Source organism: Thermodesulfobium sp. (assembly GCF_053498235.1).
This window is the reverse complement of sequence record NZ_JBRCUV010000044.1, coordinates 1-24,633: the sequence shown is the minus strand read 5'-3', so window position 1 is coordinate 24,633 and position 24,633 is coordinate 1. Positions and strand designations below refer to the sequence as shown.

At 32.2% G+C, this 24,633-nt stretch carries 30 protein-coding genes and 1 pseudogene; 14 read left to right on the top strand and 17 right to left on the bottom strand.

Translation table 11 applies throughout. The features are described 5' to 3' along the window. The first annotated feature begins 14 nt into the window (after nt 1-14). On the top strand, nt 15-1,037 hold the full coding sequence (locus ACWIUX_RS06285; protein WP_448589877.1) for a 4-hydroxythreonine-4-phosphate dehydrogenase PdxA: 1,023 nt from the start codon (nt 15-17) through the stop codon (nt 1,035-1,037). 108 nt (nt 1,038-1,145) lie between these two features. Continuing rightward, nucleotides 1,146-1,961, top strand: a complete 816-nt coding sequence (gene rsmA, locus ACWIUX_RS06280) for a 16S rRNA (adenine(1518)-N(6)/adenine(1519)-N(6))-dimethyltransferase RsmA (protein WP_448589876.1) — start codon at nt 1,146-1,148, stop codon at nt 1,959-1,961. Here the strand turns inward: rsmA and xth are convergent. Then, nucleotides 1,942-2,706 carry an exodeoxyribonuclease III gene (gene xth, locus ACWIUX_RS06275; protein WP_448589875.1) on the bottom strand — a complete coding sequence of 255 codons (765 nt, stop codon included), beginning with the start codon at nt 2,704-2,706 and terminating at the stop codon, nt 1,942-1,944. The two genes, rsmA and xth, sit on opposite strands and share 20 nt — an antisense overlap. Nucleotides 2,707-2,737: 31 nt before the next feature. On the opposite strand from xth, the gene priA reads away from it, so the two are divergent. The 7 genes and pseudogenes from priA to ACWIUX_RS06240 all read left to right on the top strand — a co-directional run bounded on the left by priA (nt 2,738) and on the right by ACWIUX_RS06240 (nt 7,994). Continuing rightward, the gene (gene priA, locus ACWIUX_RS06270) at nt 2,738-4,930 is read left to right on the top strand and encodes a replication restart helicase PriA (RefSeq protein WP_448589874.1); all 2,193 of its coding nucleotides are present in this window, start codon (nt 2,738-2,740) and stop codon (nt 4,928-4,930) included. Between the two features lie 6 nt (nt 4,931-4,936). Further along, on the top strand, nt 4,937-5,125 hold the full coding sequence (locus ACWIUX_RS06265; protein WP_448589873.1) for a hypothetical protein: 189 nt from the start codon (nt 4,937-4,939) through the stop codon (nt 5,123-5,125). A gap of 58 nt (nt 5,126-5,183) precedes the next feature. Next, nucleotides 5,184-5,360 (top strand): annotated as a pseudogene (locus tag ACWIUX_RS06260) (type I restriction-modification system subunit M N-terminal domain-containing protein); the annotation flags it as partial. Nucleotides 5,361-5,368: 8 nt separating this feature from the next. Continuing rightward, nucleotides 5,369-6,100 carry a Fic family protein gene (locus tag ACWIUX_RS06255; RefSeq protein WP_448589872.1) on the top strand — a complete coding sequence of 244 codons (732 nt, stop codon included), beginning with the start codon at nt 5,369-5,371 and terminating at the stop codon, nt 6,098-6,100. Between the two features lie 12 nt (nt 6,101-6,112). Further along, entirely contained in the window at nt 6,113-6,496 is a 384-nt protein-coding gene (locus tag ACWIUX_RS06250; protein ID WP_448589871.1) for a hypothetical protein, read from the top strand. A 689-nt stretch (nt 6,497-7,185) separates the two neighbouring features. Beyond that, complete coding sequence (locus tag ACWIUX_RS06245) at nt 7,186-7,692, top strand: tetratricopeptide repeat protein (protein WP_448589870.1); 507 nt, start codon at nt 7,186-7,188, stop codon at nt 7,690-7,692. A gap of 44 nt (nt 7,693-7,736) precedes the next feature. Next, nucleotides 7,737-7,994 (top strand): hypothetical protein, encoded by a 258-nt coding sequence (locus ACWIUX_RS06240; protein ID WP_448589869.1) that lies wholly within the window; start codon nt 7,737-7,739, stop codon nt 7,992-7,994. Between the two features lie 48 nt (nt 7,995-8,042). Here the strand turns inward: ACWIUX_RS06240 and clpX are convergent, their stop codons facing one another. From clpX to ACWIUX_RS06175, 13 genes are all read right to left on the bottom strand, one after another. Beyond that, on the bottom strand, nt 8,043-9,287 hold the full coding sequence (gene clpX, locus ACWIUX_RS06235) for an ATP-dependent Clp protease ATP-binding subunit ClpX (protein ID WP_448589868.1): 1,245 nt from the start codon (nt 9,285-9,287) through the stop codon (nt 8,043-8,045). A gap of 7 nt (nt 9,288-9,294) precedes the next feature. Next, a complete protein-coding gene (gene clpP, locus ACWIUX_RS06230) occupies nt 9,295-9,894 on the bottom strand; it encodes an ATP-dependent Clp endopeptidase proteolytic subunit ClpP (RefSeq protein ID WP_448589867.1) in 600 nt (199 codons plus the stop codon). Between the two features lie 26 nt (nt 9,895-9,920). After that, entirely contained in the window at nt 9,921-11,273 is a 1,353-nt protein-coding gene (tig, locus tag ACWIUX_RS06225) for a trigger factor (protein ID WP_448589866.1), read from the bottom strand. 32 nt (nt 11,274-11,305) lie between these two features. Then, nucleotides 11,306-12,154, bottom strand: coding sequence for a diaminopimelate epimerase (gene dapF / locus ACWIUX_RS06220; RefSeq protein WP_448589865.1), 849 nt, complete (start codon nt 12,152-12,154; stop codon nt 11,306-11,308). Beyond that, nucleotides 12,151-13,065, bottom strand: coding sequence for a tRNA (adenosine(37)-N6)-dimethylallyltransferase MiaA (miaA, locus tag ACWIUX_RS06215; RefSeq protein WP_448589864.1), 915 nt, complete (start codon nt 13,063-13,065; stop codon nt 12,151-12,153). The genes dapF and miaA overlap by 4 nt, the downstream gene beginning before the upstream one ends. A 5-nt stretch (nt 13,066-13,070) precedes the next feature. Beyond that, complete coding sequence (locus ACWIUX_RS06210; RefSeq protein ID WP_448589863.1) at nt 13,071-13,334, bottom strand: co-chaperone GroES; 264 nt, start codon at nt 13,332-13,334, stop codon at nt 13,071-13,073. Further along, nucleotides 13,324-13,581, bottom strand: a complete 258-nt coding sequence (locus ACWIUX_RS06205; protein ID WP_448589862.1) for a glutaredoxin family protein — start codon at nt 13,579-13,581, stop codon at nt 13,324-13,326. Before ACWIUX_RS06205 ends, ACWIUX_RS06210 begins: the two co-directional genes overlap by 11 nt. Beyond that, nucleotides 13,571-14,437, bottom strand: a complete 867-nt coding sequence (gene argB / locus ACWIUX_RS06200) for an acetylglutamate kinase (RefSeq protein WP_448589861.1) — start codon at nt 14,435-14,437, stop codon at nt 13,571-13,573. The genes ACWIUX_RS06205 and argB overlap by 11 nt, the downstream gene beginning before the upstream one ends. Nucleotides 14,438-14,445: 8 nt before the next feature. Beyond that, the gene (gene argJ, locus ACWIUX_RS06195) at nt 14,446-15,636 is read right to left on the bottom strand and encodes a bifunctional glutamate N-acetyltransferase/amino-acid acetyltransferase ArgJ (RefSeq protein ID WP_448589860.1); all 1,191 of its coding nucleotides are present in this window, start codon (nt 15,634-15,636) and stop codon (nt 14,446-14,448) included. Between the two features lie 2 nt (nt 15,637-15,638). Next, nucleotides 15,639-16,679 (bottom strand): N-acetyl-gamma-glutamyl-phosphate reductase, encoded by a 1,041-nt coding sequence (gene argC / locus ACWIUX_RS06190; RefSeq protein WP_448589859.1) that lies wholly within the window; start codon nt 16,677-16,679, stop codon nt 15,639-15,641. A gap of 100 nt (nt 16,680-16,779) precedes the next feature. Beyond that, nucleotides 16,780-17,430 carry an HAD-IA family hydrolase gene (locus tag ACWIUX_RS06185; protein ID WP_448589858.1) on the bottom strand — a complete coding sequence of 217 codons (651 nt, stop codon included), beginning with the start codon at nt 17,428-17,430 and terminating at the stop codon, nt 16,780-16,782. Continuing rightward, nucleotides 17,423-18,001 carry a YkgJ family cysteine cluster protein gene (locus ACWIUX_RS06180; protein WP_448589857.1) on the bottom strand — a complete coding sequence of 193 codons (579 nt, stop codon included), beginning with the start codon at nt 17,999-18,001 and terminating at the stop codon, nt 17,423-17,425. The genes ACWIUX_RS06185 and ACWIUX_RS06180 overlap by 8 nt, the downstream gene beginning before the upstream one ends. Beyond that, nucleotides 17,998-18,669 carry a DVU0298 family protein gene (locus ACWIUX_RS06175; protein WP_448589856.1) on the bottom strand — a complete coding sequence of 224 codons (672 nt, stop codon included), beginning with the start codon at nt 18,667-18,669 and terminating at the stop codon, nt 17,998-18,000. The genes ACWIUX_RS06180 and ACWIUX_RS06175 overlap by 4 nt, the downstream gene beginning before the upstream one ends. A 36-nt stretch (nt 18,670-18,705) precedes the next feature. On the opposite strand from ACWIUX_RS06175, the gene galU reads away from it, so the two are divergent. Further along, nucleotides 18,706-19,578 carry a UTP--glucose-1-phosphate uridylyltransferase GalU gene (gene galU / locus ACWIUX_RS06170; RefSeq protein WP_448589855.1) on the top strand — a complete coding sequence of 291 codons (873 nt, stop codon included), beginning with the start codon at nt 18,706-18,708 and terminating at the stop codon, nt 19,576-19,578. Here the strand turns inward: galU and leuB are convergent. From leuB to leuC, 3 genes are read right to left on the bottom strand one after another with little or no spacing between them, the layout of a single operon-like run. Then, on the bottom strand, nt 19,573-20,640 hold the full coding sequence (gene leuB / locus ACWIUX_RS06165; protein WP_448589854.1) for a 3-isopropylmalate dehydrogenase: 1,068 nt from the start codon (nt 20,638-20,640) through the stop codon (nt 19,573-19,575). The genes galU and leuB overlap by 6 nt on opposite strands. Nucleotides 20,641-20,643: 3 nt before the next feature. After that, on the bottom strand, nt 20,644-21,144 hold the full coding sequence (locus ACWIUX_RS06160; protein WP_448589853.1) for a 3-isopropylmalate dehydratase small subunit: 501 nt from the start codon (nt 21,142-21,144) through the stop codon (nt 20,644-20,646). After that, entirely contained in the window at nt 21,145-22,404 is a 1,260-nt protein-coding gene (gene leuC, locus ACWIUX_RS06155; RefSeq protein ID WP_448589852.1) for a 3-isopropylmalate dehydratase large subunit, read from the bottom strand. Nucleotides 22,405-22,486: 82 nt separating this feature from the next. On the opposite strand from leuC, the gene rfbC reads away from it, so the two are divergent. The 4 genes from rfbC to ACWIUX_RS06135 all read left to right on the top strand — a co-directional run. Further along, nucleotides 22,487-23,032, top strand: coding sequence for a dTDP-4-dehydrorhamnose 3,5-epimerase (gene rfbC / locus ACWIUX_RS06150; protein ID WP_448589851.1), 546 nt, complete (start codon nt 22,487-22,489; stop codon nt 23,030-23,032). 69 nt (nt 23,033-23,101) lie between these two features. After that, entirely contained in the window at nt 23,102-23,533 is a 432-nt protein-coding gene (locus ACWIUX_RS06145) for a ferritin-like domain-containing protein (protein ID WP_448589850.1), read from the top strand. A gap of 148 nt (nt 23,534-23,681) precedes the next feature. Next, the gene (locus ACWIUX_RS06140) at nt 23,682-24,236 is read left to right on the top strand and encodes an RNA polymerase sigma factor (protein ID WP_448589849.1); all 555 of its coding nucleotides are present in this window, start codon (nt 23,682-23,684) and stop codon (nt 24,234-24,236) included. Continuing rightward, the coding region (locus tag ACWIUX_RS06135) for a hypothetical protein (protein WP_448589848.1) at nt 24,226-24,633 on the top strand (408 nt) is incomplete at its 3' end. The genes ACWIUX_RS06140 and ACWIUX_RS06135, both read left to right, overlap by 11 nt.

Here is a 24,633-nt window from a genome sequence, read left to right as displayed (position 1 = left end):
TTGGTCGTTTGCATATGAAAAATCTATATGATTTAGATAGTATTGAAAAAAATTCTAATGACGTAAGTTTGATACCAGTAGTATCATCGGGTGATTTGTCTGGAATCGGACTCATCTCTTTAATAAAATATCTTGAAAAAAATAGGGACAAAAAGGTTATACTCTTTACAAACAAGGCTTTTTTTGATGATTTGTGTTGTGTTATGGGATCTGAAGTTAATATTCCCCTTTTTGATAGCACGAGGGGTTTTGGGATCGTAGATCTTGACTCTGATTTTGGTATAGAGGTTCTGGGCCAGCCAGATGAGAGGGTAGGGAGGTTTTCATATCAGTGCTTTGTGGAATCATTAAAATTTGTAGAAGAGAAAAACTATAAATTTTATTTAACTTTACCAATAAATAAATATTTGATATCGAAGTCTATAGATAAAAAATTTTTAGGCCATACCGCCTTTCTTGAAGAGAGATATTCGAAAGACGTAAGTATGAACTTCTTTGATGGATTCTATCTTCTAAATCTTCTTTCTCACCACATTCCGCTCAAAGAAGTGTCAGAAAAAATTACATTCGAAAGGTTAAATCTCTCTCTTCAGTCGATTATATATCTTGCAAATATTTTAGATATAAAACCATTAAGGATTGCTATATCTGGCCTTAACCCTCACGCTGGAGAAGATGGGAGTATTGGGAACGAAGAAGAGCTTATTATTAAGCCATTTATTGAATATGCAAGGTCAAGTTATTCTTATGCTGAGATCTTTGGTCCTCTTGCGCCTGATTCAATATATTTTAATTTAAAAAATTTAGATGTCAGGTGTGTGATATCCCTTTATCACGATCAATTTCTGTCTATTATGAAGGCTTTCTCATTCCCAAGGATAATTGAAATAAATACCGGGTTGCCATTCTTAAGATGTACTCTGGCTCACGGGGTAGGATATTCTATAGCAAAAAATCCTCAAAGTGTAGATGAAGGAGCTATAAAGCTGGTATTTGATTTCTATGAAAAATTTACTAATTTCGCAAATATTACTTAAACTATGGCTTTTATAAACTTTCTCAGAAAGATGCGGGAATTATTATGTGATAATGCTTGTATATTCTTCACAAAAAATTGTCCTGACAAATAAGTTAAGGTTACTTTGATGAAGAATTTAGCACCATTAAAGAGATTTGGTCAAAATTTTTTGATAGATCAAAACATTGCAAGGAAGATTATAGAGTCTGCAATGATAAAAGAGGATGACTTTATAGTAGAAATTGGACCAGGAAAAGGTGCTTTGACAAAACATCTTTTAAAACTTTCTAACGACTACTTGGGGATAGAAGTTGACAGAGGGCTCTTTAAGCTTTTGAATGAGGAATATAAGAATGAACTAGCTTTTGAGAATAAAAAAATTATTCTTTCCGATGCGCTTAAAACTGATTTAGGATTTATAGATAGAAGCGTAAATCTGATAGCAAATTTGCCATATAACATTGCATCATTAATAATCGTAAAGATGATAAAAGAGAATATCAAGCTTAAAAGTATGACTTTGATGATTCAAAAGGAGATGGCACAAAGGCTTTTTGCTTCTGCAGGTACAAGGGATTATGGAAGACTAAGCGTACTTATTCAAAATTTTTTTGACGGTAAGATACTTTTTGAAGTTTCAGAAAGTTGTTTTTATCCTAAACCAAAGATAAAGTCTGTAGTAATAAATTTGATTCCAAAAGATGATTTCTTTGAAAAAAGGTTATATTGTGAGGACTTCGAAAAATTTTTGAAGGAAGTTTTTTCTCAGCCAAGAAAGATTTTAAAAAATGTGTTAAGTGAAGAATACATAAGTATTTTTTCAGAAATACAAAAAGATTTGCTGCAGAAAAGACCTGATCAAATAGAACCAAAGACTTATTGGGATATATTTGAACTTTATAAAGGTCAAAGCGAAGGGTGCCTCAAAGATCAATCTCCATAATAAGCGGAGCGTGGTCTGACGGTTTTGGAGTTCTTCTCCTCCTGAGAGAAAGGTCAACTTCTACTCTATTTACTTTATCTAGAAGTGGTCTGGTAACCAATATATAATCTATTCTCATGCCGTTGTTTTTCCATATTTCTCCACCTATATAACTAAACCAAGTAAATCCTGGCTCGGTAGGGTGAAGGTGTCTGTATGTATCTACGAATCCGAAACTTAAAAGCTCTCTTAACGCATCTCTCTCTTCAGGCATTGTGCCTATAGTATCCTTTAAAAGTTCCGGGTCGTATACATCAAGGTCTGTTAAGGCTACATTGAAGTCTCCAAGCATAATGATCGGCTCATCAGGGGTAAAGTTTTCTTTTAGAAATTTGACTAATTTTTTATAGAAGTTTAATTTATAATAAAATTTGTCTGTACCTCTAAGATCGCCGTGAGGGAAATATATGTTCATAAGAGTAAATTTTTCAAATTTTATGAAAAGGGCTCTCTTTTCATCTAATGCTTCCTGAAATTCGTTTTCAAGACGGATTGAATCGAGTTTTGTGCAAACTGCTACACCGTTATATGACTTTTTGCCTAATACAAAACACTTGTAATCAGGAAAGGCGAGATTTGGAAATAGATCTGGTGTACACTTTATTTCTTGAAGTGCTATTATTTCTGGGTTATGCTTTTCTATCAGTAAACTTAGAATGTCAGTTCTACTTCTTATGGAATTTACATTAAAAGTAGTTATAATCAATTTAATCTCCTTTTAAAGAATTGAGGTAATTATGAAAAAATATATTTTAGACGTTCAACTACCAAATATTAATAAGAGACTGAGTTATTATACCAAATCTGATGTAGCTATTGGTAGAGGATCACTTGTAGACGTGCCAATAGGGGAAAAAAGTTTACTTGGGGTGGTAGAAGATGTAAAAGAGGCCTCAGAGGAGGATTTGCTAGAGCTTAAATCTGTTAATTCAATTTACGAGAAGAGATTTTTCAATGAGGACTTATACAGGTTATATAAATTTGTTTGCGAATATTATTTTGCTGCGCCTAACAGCGCACTTGGACTTTTTCCGTCATTTAACATAAAGCTATTAAGCAAAAATAAGGTTAAGATCTCTGAAAAGGGCAGGGAAGTTTTAAATTATTCTTTGCTAATTTCTGATGATCTGAAAGGCTTCTTAGAGCTATTAAATAAGAGAGAATATGATCTTTCGTATATAAAAGGTAAATACAAAGAAACTTATAGATATGCTCTATCTGAGAAACTTATAGATATAGTTAGTGAAACTACTTCAAAAGGTGACAGGGCTAATCTAGATCTGTGTGAAAAGGCTAATGAGATTGATAAATGGAAAAACTTAGCGACTTTAAATGAGGAACAAGCTAAGGCTTTTAAATATTTCAAAGGATATCTAAACAAGTATTGTGAATTGGCTTTGGTTGGGACTACTGGTAGTGGGAAGACTGAGGTATATCTAAAGCTGATTATAAAAGTTTTACAAAGTGGGAAAAATGTCTTGCTTCTTTTACCAGAGATTACTCTTGCGACGCACTTTGTAGATATACTGGAAAAGAGATTTCCTCATCTTGTTCATGTATGGCACAGTCAGTTGGGTAAATCAGAAAGAAATAGACTTTTAAATATCATGCCATATCTAACCGAGAAGATATTTATCGGACCAAGGTCTTTGATCTTTCTTCCCATAAACGATATAGGGCTAATTATAGTAGATGAAGAGCAAAGTGAGAACTATAAGCAAGATGACTTTATAAGATATGATGCAAGAATTCTTGCGAGAGAGAGAGCAAGGAGCAATAATTGTCCGATTTTGTATGTAAGCGCTACTCCAAGCGTGAATCTGGGTAAAAAGATTCTTGAAGGTGAGATTTCATCATACTATCTTTCTAAACGATTTAAAGAGTTTAACTTGCCGAAAATAAAAATTGTTAAAAGACAGAGCTTTTATGGAACATTTAGTGAAGATTTTATAGCCTCTTTAAAGGAAATAAAAGAAAGACAAGAACAAGCTATTATTTTTGTTCCAAGAAGGGGATTTTATCCATTTGTTAGCTGTGCCGATTGCGGAGAGCTGGTAAAGTGTAAGAATTGTGATGTGCCAATGTGCGTTCATATGATAAAAGGGAAAAGGATATACGTATGTCACCATTGCGGGTATAAATTTACGAGAGATCCAGTATGCAAGAGGTGTTCAGGTATAAATTTCAAACAATACGGTGCTGGTTCCCAAAAGATTACCCAAGAGTTAAAAAATCTTTTTCCAAATGCCAATGTAGAGAGGATAGACTCTGATAGTGTAAATACACACTCGAAGTTGAAAGGCGTTCTTCAAGACATATTAGATGGCAAGATAGATTTTTTGGTTGGTACTCAGATCATCACAAAGGGCTTAAATTTTCCAAAAATAAACTTTGTTGGCATACCATTTTTGGAACCTTTAACTTCAATGCCCGACTTTAGGTCATTTGAAAAGCTATATCAATTGTTGGTGCAGGTAACAGGTAGAGCAGGAAGATATTCTATGGAGGGTAAGGTAGTAATTCAGGTAAGCGAAGAGCAACTTCCAATTGTAAAAAAGTTTACTACGATAAGCTATTGGGATTTTTTGCTGGAAGAATTAGAGTTAAGAAAGGAAATGTTTTGTCCACCTTTTAGCCACGAAGTAATTTTTAGATGGAATGGAAAGTTGTCAGAGGTGAAGGAAGAGGCAAAAAGATTTAAAGTGATTTTGAAGGATGTATACAATCTGTTTGACAATGGGGATATAAAAGTAACTGCACCAAAGTTTTGTCCCATTTTGAGATTGCATGGAAATTACAGGATGTATTCTTTAATAAGGTTCAAGGATAATGCTACCAGAAAAGATTTTCTTGAAATACTGTTAAGTAGATATTCCCCAAAAGATAAAAAAATATTTATTGTAGATGTGGATCCGTTGTATTATTTTTAAGAGTAATTGTTAGAGCGTTCTGTTCTGGTAGTTTTTTCGCAAGCAAGATGCTTGCGTTACTATGAAGAACATCCACACGAGCAAGATGCTCGTGTTACTATAAGAGCAATACACCTCGAGCAGGATGCTCAGGGTACTATGGGCAAGATGTCTGTGTTACTATATATAGAAAAATATTACAAAAGCTATTTGTAAAAAAGAAGAAAGCAAAAAATGAAAGAAGATGTAAATATAGTGTTTAAGAGGGGTTATTATGAATAACGAAAAAATCACACTGCAACATCTTGAGACGCATTTATTCAAAGCGGCTGATATTTTAAGGGGTAAAATGGATGCCTCTGAATACAAAGAGTATATCTTTGGCATGCTGTTTTTAAAAAGAGTTTCAGATGTATTTGAAGCTAAACAAGAAGAATTAAAGAATGCCTATGTGAAAAAATGGATAAAGCAAAACCTTACATACCAGCAAAGTTTCCACCAAATAATTTAAAATTAGAGCCCTTTATACAAAAAATAGGTAAAGCTAACAGGGAGATTGCTTTTTTTGATGGCATATTGCAAGGCTTACCTAACCCAGATATCTTACTTGCCCCATTAACAACAAATGAAGCTGTATTATCCAGCCGAATTGAAGGAACGCAGGCAAGCTTTGAAGATGTTCTCCAAGAAGAAGCTGGGATAACTCCCAAAAATATCTCTGATTCTTTAAAAAGTGATATAAAAGAAGTTTTAAACTATAAAAAAGCACTGATATATGGTACAGAAGAAGTTAAAAATAGGCCATTATCTCTATCTCTAATAAAGGAATTACATAAAATTCTATTAACTGAAGTTAGGGGAAGATCTAGATTACTAGGTGAGTTTAGAAAAACACAAAATTGGATTGGTACTTCTGAAACTCCAATCAATAAAGCAAGGTATATACCACCGGATCCTATTATTTTGCCAGAACATCTTGAATACTGGGAAGCTTTTTTAAAAAGAAATGATTATCCTGATAAGATAGTACAGCTTGGATTATTACATGCACAGTTTGAGATTCTTCATCCTTTTGAAGACGGTAACGGCAGAGTTGGGCGTCTTATAATTCCATTGTTTTTGTACTGGAAAAGCTTAATATCAAGGCCAAGTTTTTATTTAAGTGAGTATTTAGAAAAAAATAGAACTTAGTATTACGATAGATTGTTAATCATAACTAAAGATGGCAATTGGTCTGAATGGATAGATTTCTTTTTAACGGCAGTAATTGAACAAGCTAAGATAAATATTCAAAAGGCTCAAAAGCTTTTAAATCTTTACAATGAAATGAAAGATAGATTTATCCAGATAACTAAATCTCAATATGCTATCCCTGCTCTTGATGCGTTTTTTAAGCAACCAATAATAAGCACTACAAAATTTATTCAAATGACAGGCATGCCTAATAGAATGACTGCGAATAATATTTTAAAAAGCTTAATCGAAGCAGGATTAATTAATTTACATAAACCTTCTGAAGGTAGAAAAGCAGCAGAATATGCTTTTAATAGCATAATAGATATTATTGAGAGTAGAGATGTATATTAAATTTGTGTAAAATAAAATATACGCAAACTGTTTTGTGTAAAGTAAAAATATGTTTTGATTTACGCAATTTATTTTGTGTAAAGTTTGTTATAGACAAATATTTTGAGGTGTTTTGATTATGAGCGGAGATAAAAATTTTAAAGAATTTGAGAATTTGGAGGCCTTTATCTAAAATTGTATAAAACAATATAAAACAACCTCTTACAGTATATTTAATAGTCTTAAACTCTGACAGGATATAAACGGTGATGGAATAACAGAAAATGGAGAATTAATAAGCTTATCTGATGCAGGAATAAAATCAATAAGTCTTAATACTACATCAACTAATATAAACCAGGAACCGTTGAGCGTTCTTCATATGCCAGTACATTGACACTGCTGGGTAGCTGTAAAAGCAAAAAATGCACGAGCAAGATGCTCGTGTTACTATAAGAGCAGTAGGCCCCGAGCAGGATGCTCAGGGTACTATGGTTATTTTTGAGGAATGTCGGCATCTTTACAATATAAATAAGCTATCTTACAATGAATAAATCTATTCAGAGTATGTTTTACAGAAAAAAAGTAGATCTTAGTGGTCTTATTTTCAGGAGTAAATGATTAAAAAATTTTTTATTGTCAGCATTTTTGTTTTATTTTTAATATTTTTATTTCCGCTCCTATCCTTCAATGGAAAAGATAGGGGTTATTTGAACTCGGCAAATTCATTTTTGGATAAGAAGGAATATTATAAGGCTATATCGTTTTATAATATGGCTATAGAGTCAAATCCAAATCTCGTTGATGCTTATGCAAATAGGGCAAAGGCGTATTTTGAGTTACACGAGTACGACAAAGCAATTCAAGATTTTTCTAAGGTTATCGAACTAAACCCTAAAAAAGCTGATGCTTATGATGGAAGGGGAGTGTCCTATTACAAAATAGGAAATTATGATTTTGCGATAAGGGATTACCAAAAGGCAATAGAGTTAAATCCAAAAAATGCAAGTTATTATAATAATTTAGGGGTTAGTTATTATGATATGCATGAATTCGATAAGGCAATCAGTGCATATAGCGCTGCAATAGAAATTAACCCAAGTATGTCAGTAGCGTATTTTAATAGAGCTAATGCATACTATGCATTGGGGGATTATGCAAATTCACAAAGAGACTTTGCTAAGGCTAGCAATCTTGATATTGAAAATAGTAAATAACTTTGATATATTTAATAAATATATCAAATTATAAAGGAGGGCTAATGTATACTGCGGTAGGTTTAGCAAACAAGTTAAGAGAGATATATCCAAATTTGGGTGAAAATAAACTAAATTTTAGTGTTGTATTCGAAGAAGACAAAAATGCCTGGTTGATAACCTTCTTTAAAGGAAATTTTAAGAGATATGCATATCTGGACAAAGCCGATGCTGATTCTTGTATGGAAGGCGAGAAGTGTATATATTTAGAGTTTATTATTGATCAGTATTTGAGCATTTTTGAAGAGGAAAACAAAAAATAGTTTTTTCTTGATAGCAGCCGTTAAAGAATTTTAACGGCTGCGTATTTTTTAACTAACTTTTTTTGGGCTGAGCTTTTCTTCTACAAATTTTTCGTCAATTTCAAGGATGCCATTTTGAACAAATGGCGTTGCATCAAACATAACGTCTAACATAATGGTTTCCATTATTGCTCTTAATCCTCTTGCTCCAGTATTTCTCTTTATTGCTTCTTTAACAATATAGTTTAACGATTCGTCAGTAAAATTTAGGGTAATATTATCCATTTCTAAAAGCTTTTTGTATTGCTTAAGTATTGCGTTTTTTGGTTCAGTAAGTATTTTCTTTAACAAATTTTCATCAAGAGGACTTAAAACTGATATGATAGGCAACCTTCCGACTAATTCTGGAATAAGACCAAAATGAATTAGATCTTCTGGTAAAATATTTTCCTGTAATATTTTCCATTTTTCTTCTTCTTCTCTAATTTCTCTTTCTATTTTACTCTTTGAGATAAATCCAATATTTTTTTTGCCAATTCTTGAATATACCTTTTCTTCAATCTTCTCAAACGATCCACCACAGATGAAAAGTATATTTTCAGTATTTATCTGTATAAACTCTTGTTGGGGATGTTTTCTTCCGCCTTGAGGAGGTACGTTTGCTATTGTTCCTTCGAGTATTTTTAAAAGTGCTTGTTGTACTCCTTCACCAGATACGTCTCTTGTTATCGAGGTATTTTCTGATTTTCTTCCGATTTTATCAATTTCATCTATGTATACAATGCCCTTTTCTGCGGCACGGATATCATAGTTTGCTGCTTGAATAAGTCTTAGAAGTACATTTTCGACATCTTCACCTACATAACCTGCTTCTGTAAGGGTAGTAGCATCTGCTATTGCAAAGGGAACGTTTAATATTCTTGCAAGAGTTTGAGCTAGCAAAGTCTTTCCTGTTCCAGTAGGACCAATTAATAAAACATTGCTCTTTACAATTTCTACATCGTTATCATCCTTCTTGTCTTGCATTATCCTCTTATAATGGTTATAAACTGCAACTGATAAGACTTTTTTAACGTTTTCTTGACCAATTACATATTCTGAGAGCTTTTCAAATATCTCTTTGGGCTTTAATTTATTTATTGTGTTATTGTAATTTTCGAGGAGTTTCTCTCTTTCTTCCCTTTCAAGTATTTTGTTTGCAATTTTTATACAGTCACTGCAAATTAAAGCGCCGTTTTTACCTGAGAAAAATTTATCTACTTCTTTTGAACTTCTACCACAAAAGGAACATTTTTGTAAATTATCGTTATTCATATATCTATTATTCTCTCTTTTCAAGAATTTCGTCTACGATTCCGTATTCCTTTGCTTGGTTAGCGTCCATGTAGAAATCTCTTTCTGTGTCATTCTTTATTTTAGTTATGTTTTTTCCTGTATGTTTAGCTAGTATTTGGTTGAGGGTGTCCTTTACTTTTAATATCTCTTTGGCTTGAATGGCAATATCTGTTGCTTGACCTTCTGCACCACCTAAAGGTTGGTGTATGAGAACTCTTGAATTTGGTAAACAATATCTCTTGCCTTTTTCGCCTGCTGCTAGTATAACTGCAGCCATGCTTGCCGCCTGACCAAAGCAAATTGTATTAACAGGTGATTTTACATATTGCATGGTATCATAAATAGCAAGACCTGCAGTTACAATTCCACCTGGACTATTTATATAAAGATATATATCCCTATTAGGGTCATCTGCTTCTAAGAATAGCATCTGTGCTACAACAAGATTTGCAACATCTTCGTTAATGGTAGTTCCTAAAAAAATGATTCTGTCGTTTAAAAGTTTTGAATATATATCATAAACTCTTTCTCCATGTGATGTTCTTTCGGTAACTGTTGGTATAAGAATACCGCTTGAAATATTCATTTTATAAATCACCTTCCTTATTTGTTTTAACTTTTGTTTTCAGCTTCTAAGCTTTCAGCTTCTTGTTCTAATTCTTCACCTGTCTTAGTTTCATCTTCCTCCTTTTCTCTTTCAACGCACATCATCAATAAAGCTGTAAAAACCCTCTCTCTTCTAACATCTGCGATAAGTTGATTCCATATTCTTTTATCATTTTTTAATTCCGAAATCCACTTTTCTAAATCTGCTTCATCTAAACCTGCTTTGTATGCTCTAAGTCTACTTTCAATTTCTGCATCTTCTACTGTTATTTCTAAATCCTTTGCAATTTTTTCAATTATTAGAAGTTCTTCTAGTGATCTTTTTACAGTTTTATCTACAAATTCTGAAAATTTATCTTGTCCGCTATTCAAGGCCTCTACTTCTTCAGCTGAAACTTGTCTATTTTTTATTCTTTTTTCTAAATCATTTATATATTGTTGTTTTTCTAATTGCAGTGCGGTTTCTGGTATGTATATTTTGCTTATTTCCCTTATTTTATCTAATATCTCTTTTTTCTGATTTTCAACTTCTTCTTTAAGTTTGTTCATAAATATTATATTCTTTTGTTCAGCTTTCAGCTCATCTAAGCTATTAACCTGAAAATTTGCTTGGAGATCGATATCAGACCAACTTGACGCTTCTTTTCTTCTTATTGAATCTACTTTTGCTTTTATGTGAGCAATTTTAGACTCTATTTCTATATCACACTCTACTTCTTCTCCAGCCTTTTTCCCAAGTAATGCCTCTCTTAGAGGTTTTAGTCTATCTTTTATATCAGGGTTTATAGAAATAGCAGATTTACCAGTATATTCCTTAATCTCGTTGCCATTTTCATCCTTTGTTTCCATAGTTAACTCTACAACATCTTTTAGTTGTATTTCTCCGTCTTCTACACTATTCCATTTTGCAAAGCTTTGAAGAATCAGGTTTAATTGATTTTCCACTTCTTCATCAGAAACGGATACATTATGTCCTTTAACTTTAATTGACCTATAATCTCCTAATTCTGGATCTGGCCAATATTCAAACACCATCTTGAAATTATAATCTTTGTCCCTTTGGATTTCCGATTCGTCCTCTTTAAAAACGTTATAAAGATTTTTATCGCCTTGTTCTTCTTTTATTTTATTAAATGTTTTTCTTAATAATACTTCCTTTAAGCTTTCAATAATATCTTCATCTTTTATAACCTTTTCTAATATAGCTTTTGGTACTTTACCTTTTCTGAAACCTGCTATGTTTGTTCTACTTGCAATTGCGTCAAAAGTTTGTTTCCATTCTTTTTCTATCTCTTCCTTTGGAAACATTACATTAAATTCAACTTTTGTTGATGATTCGTATGTTTTTGAATAATCCAACCTTATATCCTCCTAAAAAATAGTTTTTAATTTTATATTTTGATTATACCTTCAAAAACCATAGTAGCAGTTGCAGTCATGAATACATTATTCAATTCATATTCTATATGAAGAATTCCACCAGGTAAATGAATATTTACCTTTCCATTAGTAAAGTTATTCAATTTTGCAGCGACAGCAGTAGCACAAGCTCCAGTACCACACGCTAAGGTTTCACCTACTCCTCTTTCCCAAACCCTAAGCTCTATATCGCTTTTTGAAATTACTCTTGCAAATTCCACATTAGTTTTTTTTGGAAACCAGGGCGAATGTTCAACCTCTGGTGCAATACCTTCTATTGGAAAGTTTTTTAAATCGTAATCCATAAAGATCACAGTGTGAGGGTTGCCCATTGATACACAAGTTACATTTAGAAATGTCTTATCATTTATTTGAATTCTTTGATTTATAACAGAATCCTTTCCTTCAAAACCTACTATTGGTATCGATTCTGGTTTTAAATTTGGAATACCCATATCTACCTTAACCAGTGACTCTTTACTATCAGACTTTATAATTTCGGGTATAATAATGCCAGCTAGCGTTTCTACTTTTATTTTGTTTTTGTCAACTATATTCATATCCTTTGCTAGTTTTGCGAAACACCTGATTCCATTTCCACACATTTCTGCTTCGCTTCCATCTGCATTAAAAATTCTCATTTTCAAATCTGCTTTATCAGAAGGAAGCATAAGAATTATGCCATCAGCACCAATTCCAAAATGTCTATCGCATAATTTTTTGGCTATTTCGGAAGGGTTGTTTTTTTCTACAACTTTAGACTCTTCTGGCAAAAGCATAACAAAATCATTGCCTGTTCCGTGCATTTTATAAAATTTCACGAATCTAATTCCTCCTCAATTCTTTTTATTAAGTAATTTGCACTAATATTATAATCTATGTTTTCAATCCATTCTGCATTCATTTTTCTAAACCATGTCATCTGACGTTTTGCAAAATTCCTTGTATTCTTTTTTATAAGTTCGATTGAATCATTTAAAGATAAATTGTTAATTAGATAATCTATTATTTCCTTATAACCATAAGTTTGGAATGCTTTTGTATTTATATCATATTTGCTAATAAGAAATTTTACTTCATCGATAAGATTGTTTTGAATCATTAGATCAACCCTTTTATTAATTCTCTCGTAAAGCGTTCCTCTTTCAATGCTTAATCCGAAAACTTTATAATAATACTTATTGTATGAATTCCTGGCTGCTTGAGAAAAAGTTAGACCTGAGACTTCATAAACCTCTAAAGCTCTTATTATTCTTATTTTGTCAACTGGTGAAATTGTTTTGGCATATGCTGGATCTATTTCTTTTAGTTTTTGATATAAATATTCAAAACCTTTTTCTAAGCCAATTCTTTTTAAATTACTTCTTACCTTTTTGTCTTTTGTACCACAGGCAAAATTATATCCTTCTATCAGACCCTTTAGGTAAAGGGCAGTACCTCCTACAATCAGAGGTATTTTTGATCTGCTAATAATATTTTCAATTAAATCTAAAGCTTTTGTTTGAAAGATAAAGGCATTAAATTCTTCATCAGGGTATATTATGTCTATTAGATGGTGTGGCACGATTTTCAATTCTTCCTTGGTTGGCTTTGCTGTACCAATATCCATATATTTATAAACCTGTCTTGAATCTGCTGAGATTATTTCTATTGGTAGCTTTTGTGCAATTTTGAGAGAAACGCTAGTTTTACCAGTACAAGTTTGTCCCAAAAGGATAAAAACCTTTTTCACAATTGTTATTCTATTACTGCAAGAATAGCTTTGCTTGGCAAAATTAGATATGAGTTTCCTTCGTAATTTATTTCAAAACCCATATCTTTAGCAAATATTACTTGATCTCCTACTTTTACCTTTATTTCTGTTGAATCTCCAATGGCTATTACAAGCCCTTCCTTTGGGCTTTCTTTGACAGTCTCAGGTATAAGAATGCCTGATGAAGTCCTATCACTCGGACTCATAACCCTTACAAGTACCATATTATCTAGAGGTCTAATTGTCAATTTTGATCAGGATCCTTTCTATTTCGTCAAAATCAGAATAATATTTATCCCTAAATTTTAATATTGGCAAAGTTTCAGTACCAATCTTCTTAAATATTTCCTTTATTCCAAGTTTCTCTGAACTTTTACAATATATATTATAAATTGAAATAACTTCTATATCTAGACCCTTTTCATTAATGAGCTTTTCTAGTTTTTGACAATATTTATTACCTGGAAAGGTGTATAGTATTGGTTTATTTGTCATAATTATCACTAACGATCATAGTTCCAACGCCTTCTGGTGTAAGTACTTCAAGCAAAAGTGAATGTGGTTCCCTTCCGTCAATGATATGTACTGCTTCCACTCCAGATTCGATAGCCTCTTTTGCTGATAAAGTTTTTGGTATCATGCCCTTTGAAAGCACTCCTTCTTCTATTAGATTGTCTATTTCTGAGGTTTTTATTTTTGACAGGATTGTAGTTGGATCATCTTTATTTAACAATATTCCTGGCACGTCCGTAAGATATAAAAGTCTTTTTGCTTTAAGAGACGAAGCGATCTTGCCTGCGACAAAATCGGCATTTATATTTAAAGAATTGCCGTCCTCATCATACGCTATTGGAGACATTACAGGTACGTAGTTTGAATTTACAAGAGCAATAATTAGAGATGGATTTATATCTATAATTTCTCCTACAAAACCATATTTTTCGGATTTTTTCTTTGCTAGTATAATTCCACCGTCTTTACCACATATTCCTACTGCCTTTCCTCCATAATTTTGAATCTTTGCAACAATATTTTTATTTACTTTACCAGAGAGTATCATTTCGGTTATTTCCATAGTTTTTGAATCGGTAACCCTTAAACCTTCTATGAATTTTGTTTCTATATTTAGGATTTTTTGCCAACGAGAAATTTCAGGTCCTCCACCGTGTATAAGTACTATCTTTACTCCAAGATAGCTAAGCAATACAATATCCTGAAAGAGCGCTTCGTTTACATCTTCTGCCTCTAAAATTGATCCACCGTATTTAATTACAAGTACCTGATTGTTGAACTGCTTGAAATATGGCAGGGCTTCGATGATAATCTTTGCTTGTAACTTTTTGTCGAACAATTTTCACCTCACGTTGAATATTCTGAATTTAACTTAACATAATCAAAGGTCAAATCGCAACCATAAAAGGTAAAGCTTTTATCGCCACTATTATTGTAAATTTCTATTATAACTCTTTCATTATCTGAAATTTTTTTGCTAAGACTTTCTTTGTCAAAGTTGATAGGCCTTTTATTGTAAACTTCTGTGTCAAAGATCTTAATTGAAACAGAGTCTTCATCGATTAGGTTTGTATTGCCTGCTGCACAAAGGATTCTTCCCCAGTTTGGGTCTGAACCGAAAAACGCACATTTTACAAGCGTTGATTTAGCAATGTTTGATGCTACCTTTTTTGCATTTTCTTCATTGGCGAAACCAATTGCTCTAACTTCTAGAATTTTTGTAGAACCCTCACCATCCCTTACCATATCGTTTGCTAATTTTATACAACATCGATTTAAGGCTTTTTCAAATTCTATTATTAAATTGTCTTCTCTATTATTTATTGTATTTTCTGGGCAGCTCATATCAGTCATAAAAAAAACTGAATCATTAGTAGATGTGTCTCCGTCAACTGATATGGCATTAAAACTTTTATTTACACAATTAATGAACATTTCTTTGAGGATTTTTTCGTCAGCATTTATATTAGAAGTTATAAAAACGAGCATAGTGGCTAGATTGGGGCATATCATGCCACAACCTTTTGCGTAAGCTCTTATATAAATACCACCGCATTCTTTCGAAGATATGGTTTCAAAATATTCTTTTTCAAATCTATCTGTGGTCATGATTGATTCTTTAAAGTCTAAGTGATTGTTTAAGGTTAATCTATCTACTAATGCTGGAATTTTGCTTATAATTTTACTTTTATCCAATCTCACTCCAATTATGCCCGTAGAAGCCAAAAGTACTTCATCTTCCTCAATTCCAATTAGATCTGAAAAATTTTTTGATATTTCAATTGCATCGTTGAACCCGTCAATTCCAGTTGCTGCATTTGCATTTCCTGAATTAACAAGTATTGCCCTTATGAATTTATTTTTATTTAGTCTCTTTTTTGAAATTTTTACAGGTGCTGCTGCGACGCTGTTTTGAGTAAAAACAGCAAAAGTTAGGGCTTTCTTTTTACAAAAAATAGCTCCGAGGTCTTTTTTGCCTGATAATTTTAAACCACAACTTACTCCTGCGAAACTGAAGTTTTCTTGAAGGTTTGACAATTCTATATTACCTCCGGCAAATTGGTCAATGATAAGTTTTCAGGAAAATCAAAAATAATATTTAAATTTTGTACAGCTTGCCCTGATGCACCTTTTATTAGATTATCAATAGCGCTGAAGATTTTTAGAGTCTTGTCTGAAGTTTTACAAATATTTATTGCACATAAATTACTGGACTTTACCATCGCGGTACTTGGAAGATCGCCGTCAAGCACTCTGATGAACATCTCGTTTTTATATTTTTCGTAATAAAGTTCTTTTATAGTTTCTTCACCAGGAAGATTTTCTTTAAAAAATACATAAATGGTTGAAAGAATACCTCTTTGCATAGGAATAAGATGGGGTGTAAAAATTAAATCAGGGGCTTTACTAGAAATTAATTTTATTTGTTCGTTCATTTCTGGTTGATGTCTGTGAAATCTAGCTGCATACGGCTTTACGCTTTCATTAATTTCGCAAAAGAGATAATCTTTAGCAATTTTTCTTCCCGCTCCACTCACACCAGATTTTGAATCTGCGATTATGTTCTCTATGCTTTCTTTAAAATTAACTATTATTGGATATAATCCTAATAAAACGCTTGTAGGATAGCAACCGGGATTACCAATAATTTTGGCTGTTTTAATTTTTTCTCTATTTATTTCGGGTAAACCGTAAACTGATTCTTTCAATATTTCAGGACAGTTGTGTTTAATGTTATAAGTTCTTTCGTAAATTTCTTTTTCTTTAAATCTAAAGTCTGCTCCAAGATCAATTACAATTATATTGTTATTCGCTTTTATTAGGTCTATTACAAATTTTGAGGTTTCTCCTGCGGGTAGGGCTATAAAACAGGCATCTAAATCTTCTGCGACCTCTGGCACTGTAGGACCGAGCACTAAGTCAGTATTAAAGGATGGAAACAACTTTTTATAACTTTCTCCACTATTTGAATGTGATGATAGATATTTTAAATCCACAAAAGGATGATTCGATAAAATCCTAAATATATTTAAACCAGCGTATCCAGTTGCACCAAATATGCCAACTCTAATTTTTTTCATAAAGCCTCCCATAAAATATTTAAAAACATTATGAAGGACAATTCACTATTGAAATAATAGGCCTTCTTATAATTATATTTCATAAAAATCTTAAAGATAATTATAATAAATTTTCAAAGGAATCAAAGTAAAAAAAGCTTGTACGAACATTTTGTATTTCTTCTTTTTCCACCTTTAACCAAACATTTTTAATCCCTGCATTTTTTGCCTGTATTAGGTTTTCTTCAAGATCATCAATAAAAAGAGATTTTTTCGGATCAAATTCGACATGCCTTTTTAAGTTCTTCCAAAAGTTAATATTTTCTTTTGGGTATCCCAAGTCAAAACAAGTTATTATCTTATCAATTTGTCTTTTAATGTGAATCCTTGAAAGTTTAATATTAAGCGTTTTTTTATGTGCGTTAGTTAAAATAAAGATTTTCTTGTTATTTTTCTTTGCAGATAAAAAGAATTCATATATTCCTTTTGATGGCTTGATTAAATGTGAAATGGAGTGCGTAAGTTTTTCTATATCAAGGTTCAACTTTGAGGACCAGAAATCTATATCAGACCAACAAAGTTGACCTTTATAAGCGTTGTACATGCTATAAAGCTTTCCTTTTGATTCTTCTATTGAAATATTGTTTTTAATTGAATATTGTAAAGGAACGTATTCTGTCCAAAAATAATGGTCAAATTCTTTATGGACTATTGTTCCATCAAAATCTAAAAAGATATGTTCAATGTCATTATTAATAATATTTTCAGACATAGATACTTTCCAACTCTTTACTTAGAATCATCTCTGCAATAGTTTTTTTGAACTTAATTTTTATTGGTTTGTTTATTCTTTTTCTAAAATCTATTTCTAACAGGCTTAAATTTTTGAAGAATGGTGTTCTATCTAAAACATATGGAAATTCTAAAAACTTTGAAGCTAAAACTTCACATCCTTTATAGAAATCGATTCTACCGTTAGGGAAAACAAGTTTTGAGGGAATACCATGAATTCTACAAATCATAGGTCGATATTCATATATCATACAAAGCCCATCTTTGTTGGCTGGACACATCATTTTAAATTTTTCTTTTCCATTGTAACTCTCTTTTGAGAGCAAGTATTTTCTAGAGTTTTCAAGTATTAATAGCTTCTTATCATTTTCAAGTTTTGATAAACCGTATTGTAAGATAAATTCCTCAACAAATGTGTAATGATAAAATAACGTGGTACAACAATTCGAAGTGCAACCAAAACAGCTAAAATCATAATATCTTCCAATTTTTTCAAATTCATCTTCTACTTCTTTATAAAGCTTTTCAATACTGTTTAGTATGTCTTTCATTTTAATAATTTAATTGCCTCATCAACCAAATTTTGAAAATTTTTTTTCACAAAAAAACCATTTATAAAATATAAGAAATCAAGGTTATAAGAATCACTTTTAAAATTCAAAATATATTCTAAAGACTCTTTGAAACCTGTTTCTATAGATGCTATAATGGCGTAGCCTATGGTTTCTTTATCTCTTGAACTAAAAGCTTTTAAAAAGTTATCTTTATGGAATTCTACATCTTCCAAAGCTCTCTTTCCTACCTTAGCTATAGCCCATAAAATTGGTTTTTTTAGTAACTCTTCATCAAGAGCGGTCATTGCTATTGAAAGATATGGATCTTTTAAAGAAGGAATGTGGGTTATTATCTGTGCTATGGCTGGTGCTGAGCTCCAACCTATTCCTCCAGATTCATCATTAAGGGACCATAAAAGAGTTCTTATAAATACCCTTACCTTGTCTTCATTATTCTTATTCCATAAATCCTTCATATACAATCCAATAGCTTCTACAGTTCTGTATCTTATTAAAAGATTGGGATCATATAATCTTGATTTTAAAAAAGTCCAAAATCGTCTTTCTTTATTACAAAGCAAGACGATTTTTTCATAATTTCTATTCTTTAACAGTTCTAAAATTATTTCCATAAATGTTATTATTAGTAAAAAGTATTTTAACATAATTAGTATACTTTGATATAAAAGAGGAGGCTTTTGATGATTAGAAAAGCAGTTTTTCCTGTTGCAGGGATGGGAACTAGATTTTTGCCAGCTACAAAAGCATCTCCAAAAGAAATGCTTCCACTTGTGGATAGACCACTAATTCAGTACGTGGTAGAAGAAGTTTTACAATCCGGTATTAAATATATGATATTTGTTACAGGCAGAAATAAAAGGCCTATTGAAGATTACTTTGATGCCTCTTGGGAGCTTGAGTCCATTTTAAGGGATAAAGAAAGATCCAACCTTTTGGCTGATGTAGACAAAATTCGTGATGATGCTGAATTTATTTATGTTAGACAACCAAAACCTCTAGGTTTGGGACACGCAGTACTTATGTCTTCTGCTGTAATCGACAATGAACCATTTGCAGTAGTTCTTGGGGATGACATAATAAATTCTGATATTCCAGCTTTAAAACAGTTAATAAATGTATATGAAAGGTATAATAGTCCTGTTTTAGCTCTTGAAAGGGTTCCTGAGGAAGAGGTAAGTAATTATGGCATAGCTCTAGCAAAGCCTATTCCGGATGATGAGAGGGTACTGAAAATTAACGATCTGATTGAAAAGCCTGAGATTAATGAATTTCCTTCAAATTATGCAGTAATTGGAAGGTATATTCTCGTCCCGGAAATTTTCGAAATTTTGAGAGAAACGAAACCGGGTAGGGGCGGCGAAATACAATTAACTGATGCTCTCAGAACATTATGCAGTAGAAGGTTGGTTTTGGGAGTGGAGATTGAGGGAAAACGATACGACTGTGGCTCAAAGATAGGTTATCTTAAAGCCACAGTCGATTTTGCATTACAACATCCTGAATTTAAGGTTGAGATGAAAGAGCACTTGAAACAAATATGTAAAGATTTATAGATTTCTTAGGACTTCGTTTGTGAATTCTCTTGTTCCAACAACGTTTTTCATTTTTAGATCGGGAGTACCTATTTGCCTTTCCAAGGTTTTTTCTACAGCGTTTTCTAAATCTAGTGCGATATCATCCCTATTGAAACTCAATCTTAACATTAAAGCGATTGAAAATATTGTTGCTATAGGGTTTGCCATGTTTTTTCCTGCAATTGACGGTGCAGATCCATGAACAGGTTCATATAAAAATGGCTTGTTATCTCCTATACTAGCGGAGGGCAAAAGCCCGAGGGAACCAACTAAAGCAGCAGCTTCATCGCTTAGTATATCTCCAAAAAGATTTTCAGTTATTATTACGTCAAACTGGTTAGGATCGTATATCATTTGAAGCGCGGCATTATCGACATATAGATGATTTAACTTTACTTCTGGATAAGATTTTGAAAGGTTTTCTACTACCTCTCGCCACAACCTTGAGTTTTCAAGGACATTTGCTTTATCAACGGATGTTAGGTTTTTCTTTCTAGACATAGCCAGATCAAATCCAATTTTTGCAAATTTTTCAATTGTAATTGAGCTGTAAGACATTGTGTTTATTGCAACTTTTGAACCATCTGGTTGAGTGTAAATTCCTCTTGGTTCACCAAAGTAAAGCCCTTCAGTTAATTCCCTTAATATTACTATATCCAAACCTTTGTCTACTGTTTCGCATTTTAAGCAGGAAAGATGCGTTAAATGTTTTGAAAGCTTAATTGGTCTAATGTTGCAAAAAACGTTTAAGCTTTTCCTTAACTTTAATAATCCTGCTTCAGGCCTGAGGTTTGGAGGATTGTTATCCCATTTTGGTCCTCCAACAGCTATTAAAAAAACTGCATCAGAATCTTTACATTCCTTTAAAGTATCCAAAGGTAATGGATCTTTAAAGGAATCTATTGCGTTTCCTCCAATCGGAAGTTCATTTAATTCAAAAGAAAGGTTATACTTTTCTTCAATTTTATTTCTAAAAAGTATAACTGTTTCTTTTAAATCTTGACCAATTCCGTCTCCAGGTAAAAATGCAACTTTATACATTTTTTATACACCTGCCTCTAAACGATTTTTGGTAAAGTTAAAGAGTCCGCCTATTTCTACAAGGTTCAGTAAAAATTCTGGATAAGGATCAAATTTATATGTCTTGTTTTTAGTCTTATTCACTAGTATTCCTTCTGATGCGTTTATAGACAAAAGGTCTCCTTCTTCAATTGATCTTAAATTTTCACTCGTTACAAAAATTGGAAGACCAACGTTGATGGCATTTCTAAAGAAAATTCTTGCAAACGAGTTTGCAATTACTGCACTTATGCCAGCGCCCTTTATAGCTAATGGAGCGTGTTCCCTTGACGATCCACAACCAAAATTGTTTCCTGCAACTATTATATCTCCTTTGTTCATCTCGTTTATAAAGTTTGGTCTTAGGTCTTTAAATAAGTTTTTGCCCAATTCGATTTCATTGGTTTCCGCGAGATATCTTGCTGCTATTATAAGATCTGTATCAATATTGTTTCCAAAAACTCTTGCAGCGCCCTCTAATATCATTTACATTACCTCCTCAGGTGAAGTTATATATCCTGTTACGGCAGATGCTGCAGCAACAGCAGGTGAAGCGAGAATAACCTTGCTTTTAGGATGTCCCATTCTTCCTATAAAATTTCTGTTAGTGGTAGAAACACAAACCTCATCTTCTGCAAGTATGCCCATATGTCCACCTAGACATGGTCCACAAGTAGGGGTAGAAACTGCTGCGCCAGCTAAAATAAACTTTTCTATTAGACCTTCTCTTAAGGCTTCAAGATAAACCTTAGGACTTCCTGGCAAAATAATTACCCTGAGACCATCTTTTACCTTTTTATTTGTTAATATTTCAGCGGCAATTCTTAGATCTGAGATCCTGCCATTTGTGCATGAGCCTATTACAACTTGATCAACAAAAGTCTTTTCTAACTTGTTTATGCTTGTAGTATTGTCTGGAGAAAAAGGTAGCGAAACAGTATAATCTAACTTACTTAAATCAATTAAGGTGCTTTTCTCATAATTTGCGTTCTTATCTGCTTCAATGTAGTCAGGTATTTCTATATTTAACTCTTTAAAATAGTTTTCAGTAATTTTGTCATAGTTAAATATTCCAGCCTTTCCTCCACACTCAATTGCCATATTTGAAATTGTGAATCTATCGTCTATAGAAAGATTTTCTATTCCTTCTCCACAAAATTCAAGGGCAAAGTAATTTGCTCCTTCTACACCAATCTTTCCTATAAGGTGAAGTATTACGTCTTTTCCGCCAATCCATTTTTTTTGTTTGCCTACTATCTCTACTTTAAATGACGGTGGCACTCTAAACCATGTATCTCCTGTTGCCATTGCCATTCCAGCATCTGTAGATCCTACTCCTGTAGAGAAGGCATTCAAAGCACCATAAGTGCAAGTGTGTGAATCAGCTCCAATTATTAAATACCCTGGACGAGCTAGGCCTAATTCAGGAATCATTACGTGTTCTATTCCTACATTGCCAGGTTCGTAGAAATGCTTAATATTTTGTTCCCTTGCAAAATTTCTTAACATTTTTACATTTTGAGCTGATTTTATATCTTTGTTAGGAGTGAAGTGATCGCATATTATTGCTATTTTATCCTTATCAAAAACACTGATGTTTCCTAATTTTTGAAATTCCATAACGCTTAGTGGTCCTGTGATATCGTTCACTAGAACCATATCTAATTTTGCAAGAGTGTAATCACCTGCTTTTACATCCTTTTTTGAATGCTTAGAAAAAATTTTCTCTGCAATAGTTTTACCCATTTTTAACTCCCTTCTGAAAAATCCTTTTTTAATTTTCACTTTTATTATAAAATGAAAAAAATAAATTAAATAGGGGAGAAATATGCCATTCGAAAAGATAGAAACGCCATTGGAAGGTTTACTCTTAATAAAGTCAAAAAAGTTTTTTGATAATAGAGGATACTTTCAAGAGATTTTTAAAAATTCTGATTTTAAAGGCTTGGGAATTGATTTGGATTTTAATCAAGATAATTTATCCTTTTCAAAAAAGGGAGTTATTAGGGGTTTACATTATCAGAAGAAGCCCTATGGGCAGGCAAAACTAGTGAAGTGCGTTTATGGAAGCATATTTGATGTTGTGGTAGATGTTAGAAAAGAATCTAAAACCTTTGGTAAATATTTTACAGTTATTTTACATGATAGTGATGATTATCTATTTTTTGTACCAGATGGTTTTTTACATGGTTTTTGCGTTTTAAGCGATTTTGCAATTGTTTTATATAAAACTTCTGCAGAATATTCTCCAGAAAGTTCTAGCGGTGTAAGGTACAACGATCAGTTCTTAGCCATACCTTGGCCTATAGAAACGCCAATTATTTCGCTACAGGATCAAAAATTAAAGTCTTTTAAAGAAGAATTTTTAGAGTGATTTTAATTATTACTTTATTAATTTTGTAATATAATGTATTATTATAATTAAATTTGAGGAGGAAATAAGATGCAAGAGAAAAAAGCAATAAATGATAAGCTATTTGAAATGTTAAATCAGGCCATTGCTAGAGAAATTCAGGTTAGTATCCAGTACATGTGGCAGCATATACAGGCCAGAGGCTTTAAAGGAAAGATTGTTGGTGAAGATATGAAAAAGATATCTATTACAGAAATGAAGCACGCTGAAGACATTGCTGAACATCTTGTCTCGTTGGGCTCAATTCCAACTACTAAACCAAATACTATAGAAGTGGGATCTTCTTTGAAAGAAATGCTTGAACTTGACATTAAAGCCGAAGAAGAAGCTATAAAACTTTATAAAGAGATAATTAATTTTGCAAAGGAGCAAGATGATTTGGCTACTAAAAGACTCTTTGAAAAAATCTTGTTAGAAGAAATGGAACATCTTCAGTTGTTTGAGAACTATCTTGTAGATTAGTATTAAAATTAAAATTCTTTAAAGGGAGCATTTTTGCTCCCTTTTTTTTGTTTCTTTTTTAATAATAAAATCGTATTCTATTTAGTGTAAATAATATATACTCTAAATAAGTAGAATAAAGGTGATTGTATGGGGTGCTTTCTAATAAATGGACTCAGACTTAATTTTAAGGATAAAATCGGGAGACCAAAATGCTTTTAGAGATCTATATAATAAGTATAGTAGCTTTATATATACTCTTTCCTATAGATTGTGCGGTTCTTCCGAAGAGGCAAAGGATCTTGTGCAAGAGTTTTTTATTAAGTTTTATAACAATATAGATAAATTTGATATAAATTATCCTTTTATACCATGGTCAAAAAGGGTACTAACAAATTTATATATAGATAAAAAAAGATCAAAAAAGGAATACGTATCATTTGAAGAATTAACTTCAGAAGATGACGAAAGGAGTTTCGATCCGGTAGATAACTCTTTATTGCCCGAAGATATGATTATAAGATTTGAAAATAAAGAAGCTATTGAGAAAGCACTTTTAAAGCTTCCAGAAATTTACAGAGTTGTTATAGTTTTATTTTATCAAGAAGATTTAAGTATCAAGGAGATTTCGAATATTTTGTCGGTTGATGAGGGTACGGTTAAAATGAGAATTTCAAGAGGTAGAAAAAAACTTTACAGGGAGCTAAGCACATATGAGGTGTGATGAATGCAGAAAACTTATAGAACTTGAAGAGCTTGGAATGATTACTTCCAAGCAACTATCTGAATTAGAAACTCATATTGCAAATTGTCCCGAATGCTTATATTTGAGGCAAAGATCCCAAAGACTAACGAACTCTCTTAAGAACTTGCCTATTTTGAGCCCACCAGAGAATCTTTTTTCATTGATCCTATATAGAATTGAAAAAGAAGAATTTATAAAAAATTGTATAACTTTCTTTGTCTTTATGTTTTTTGCACTTCTAATTGGTTCTGTTTTTCTAAATAATATTAATTATTCTATTTTTTCTGTTGAGATAGAAGAAAGCGTTTTTTATATCTTTTCACTTGTTTGGGAGATTTTTTGTAATAATATCTTTTTGATTTACCTTTTAATAGGT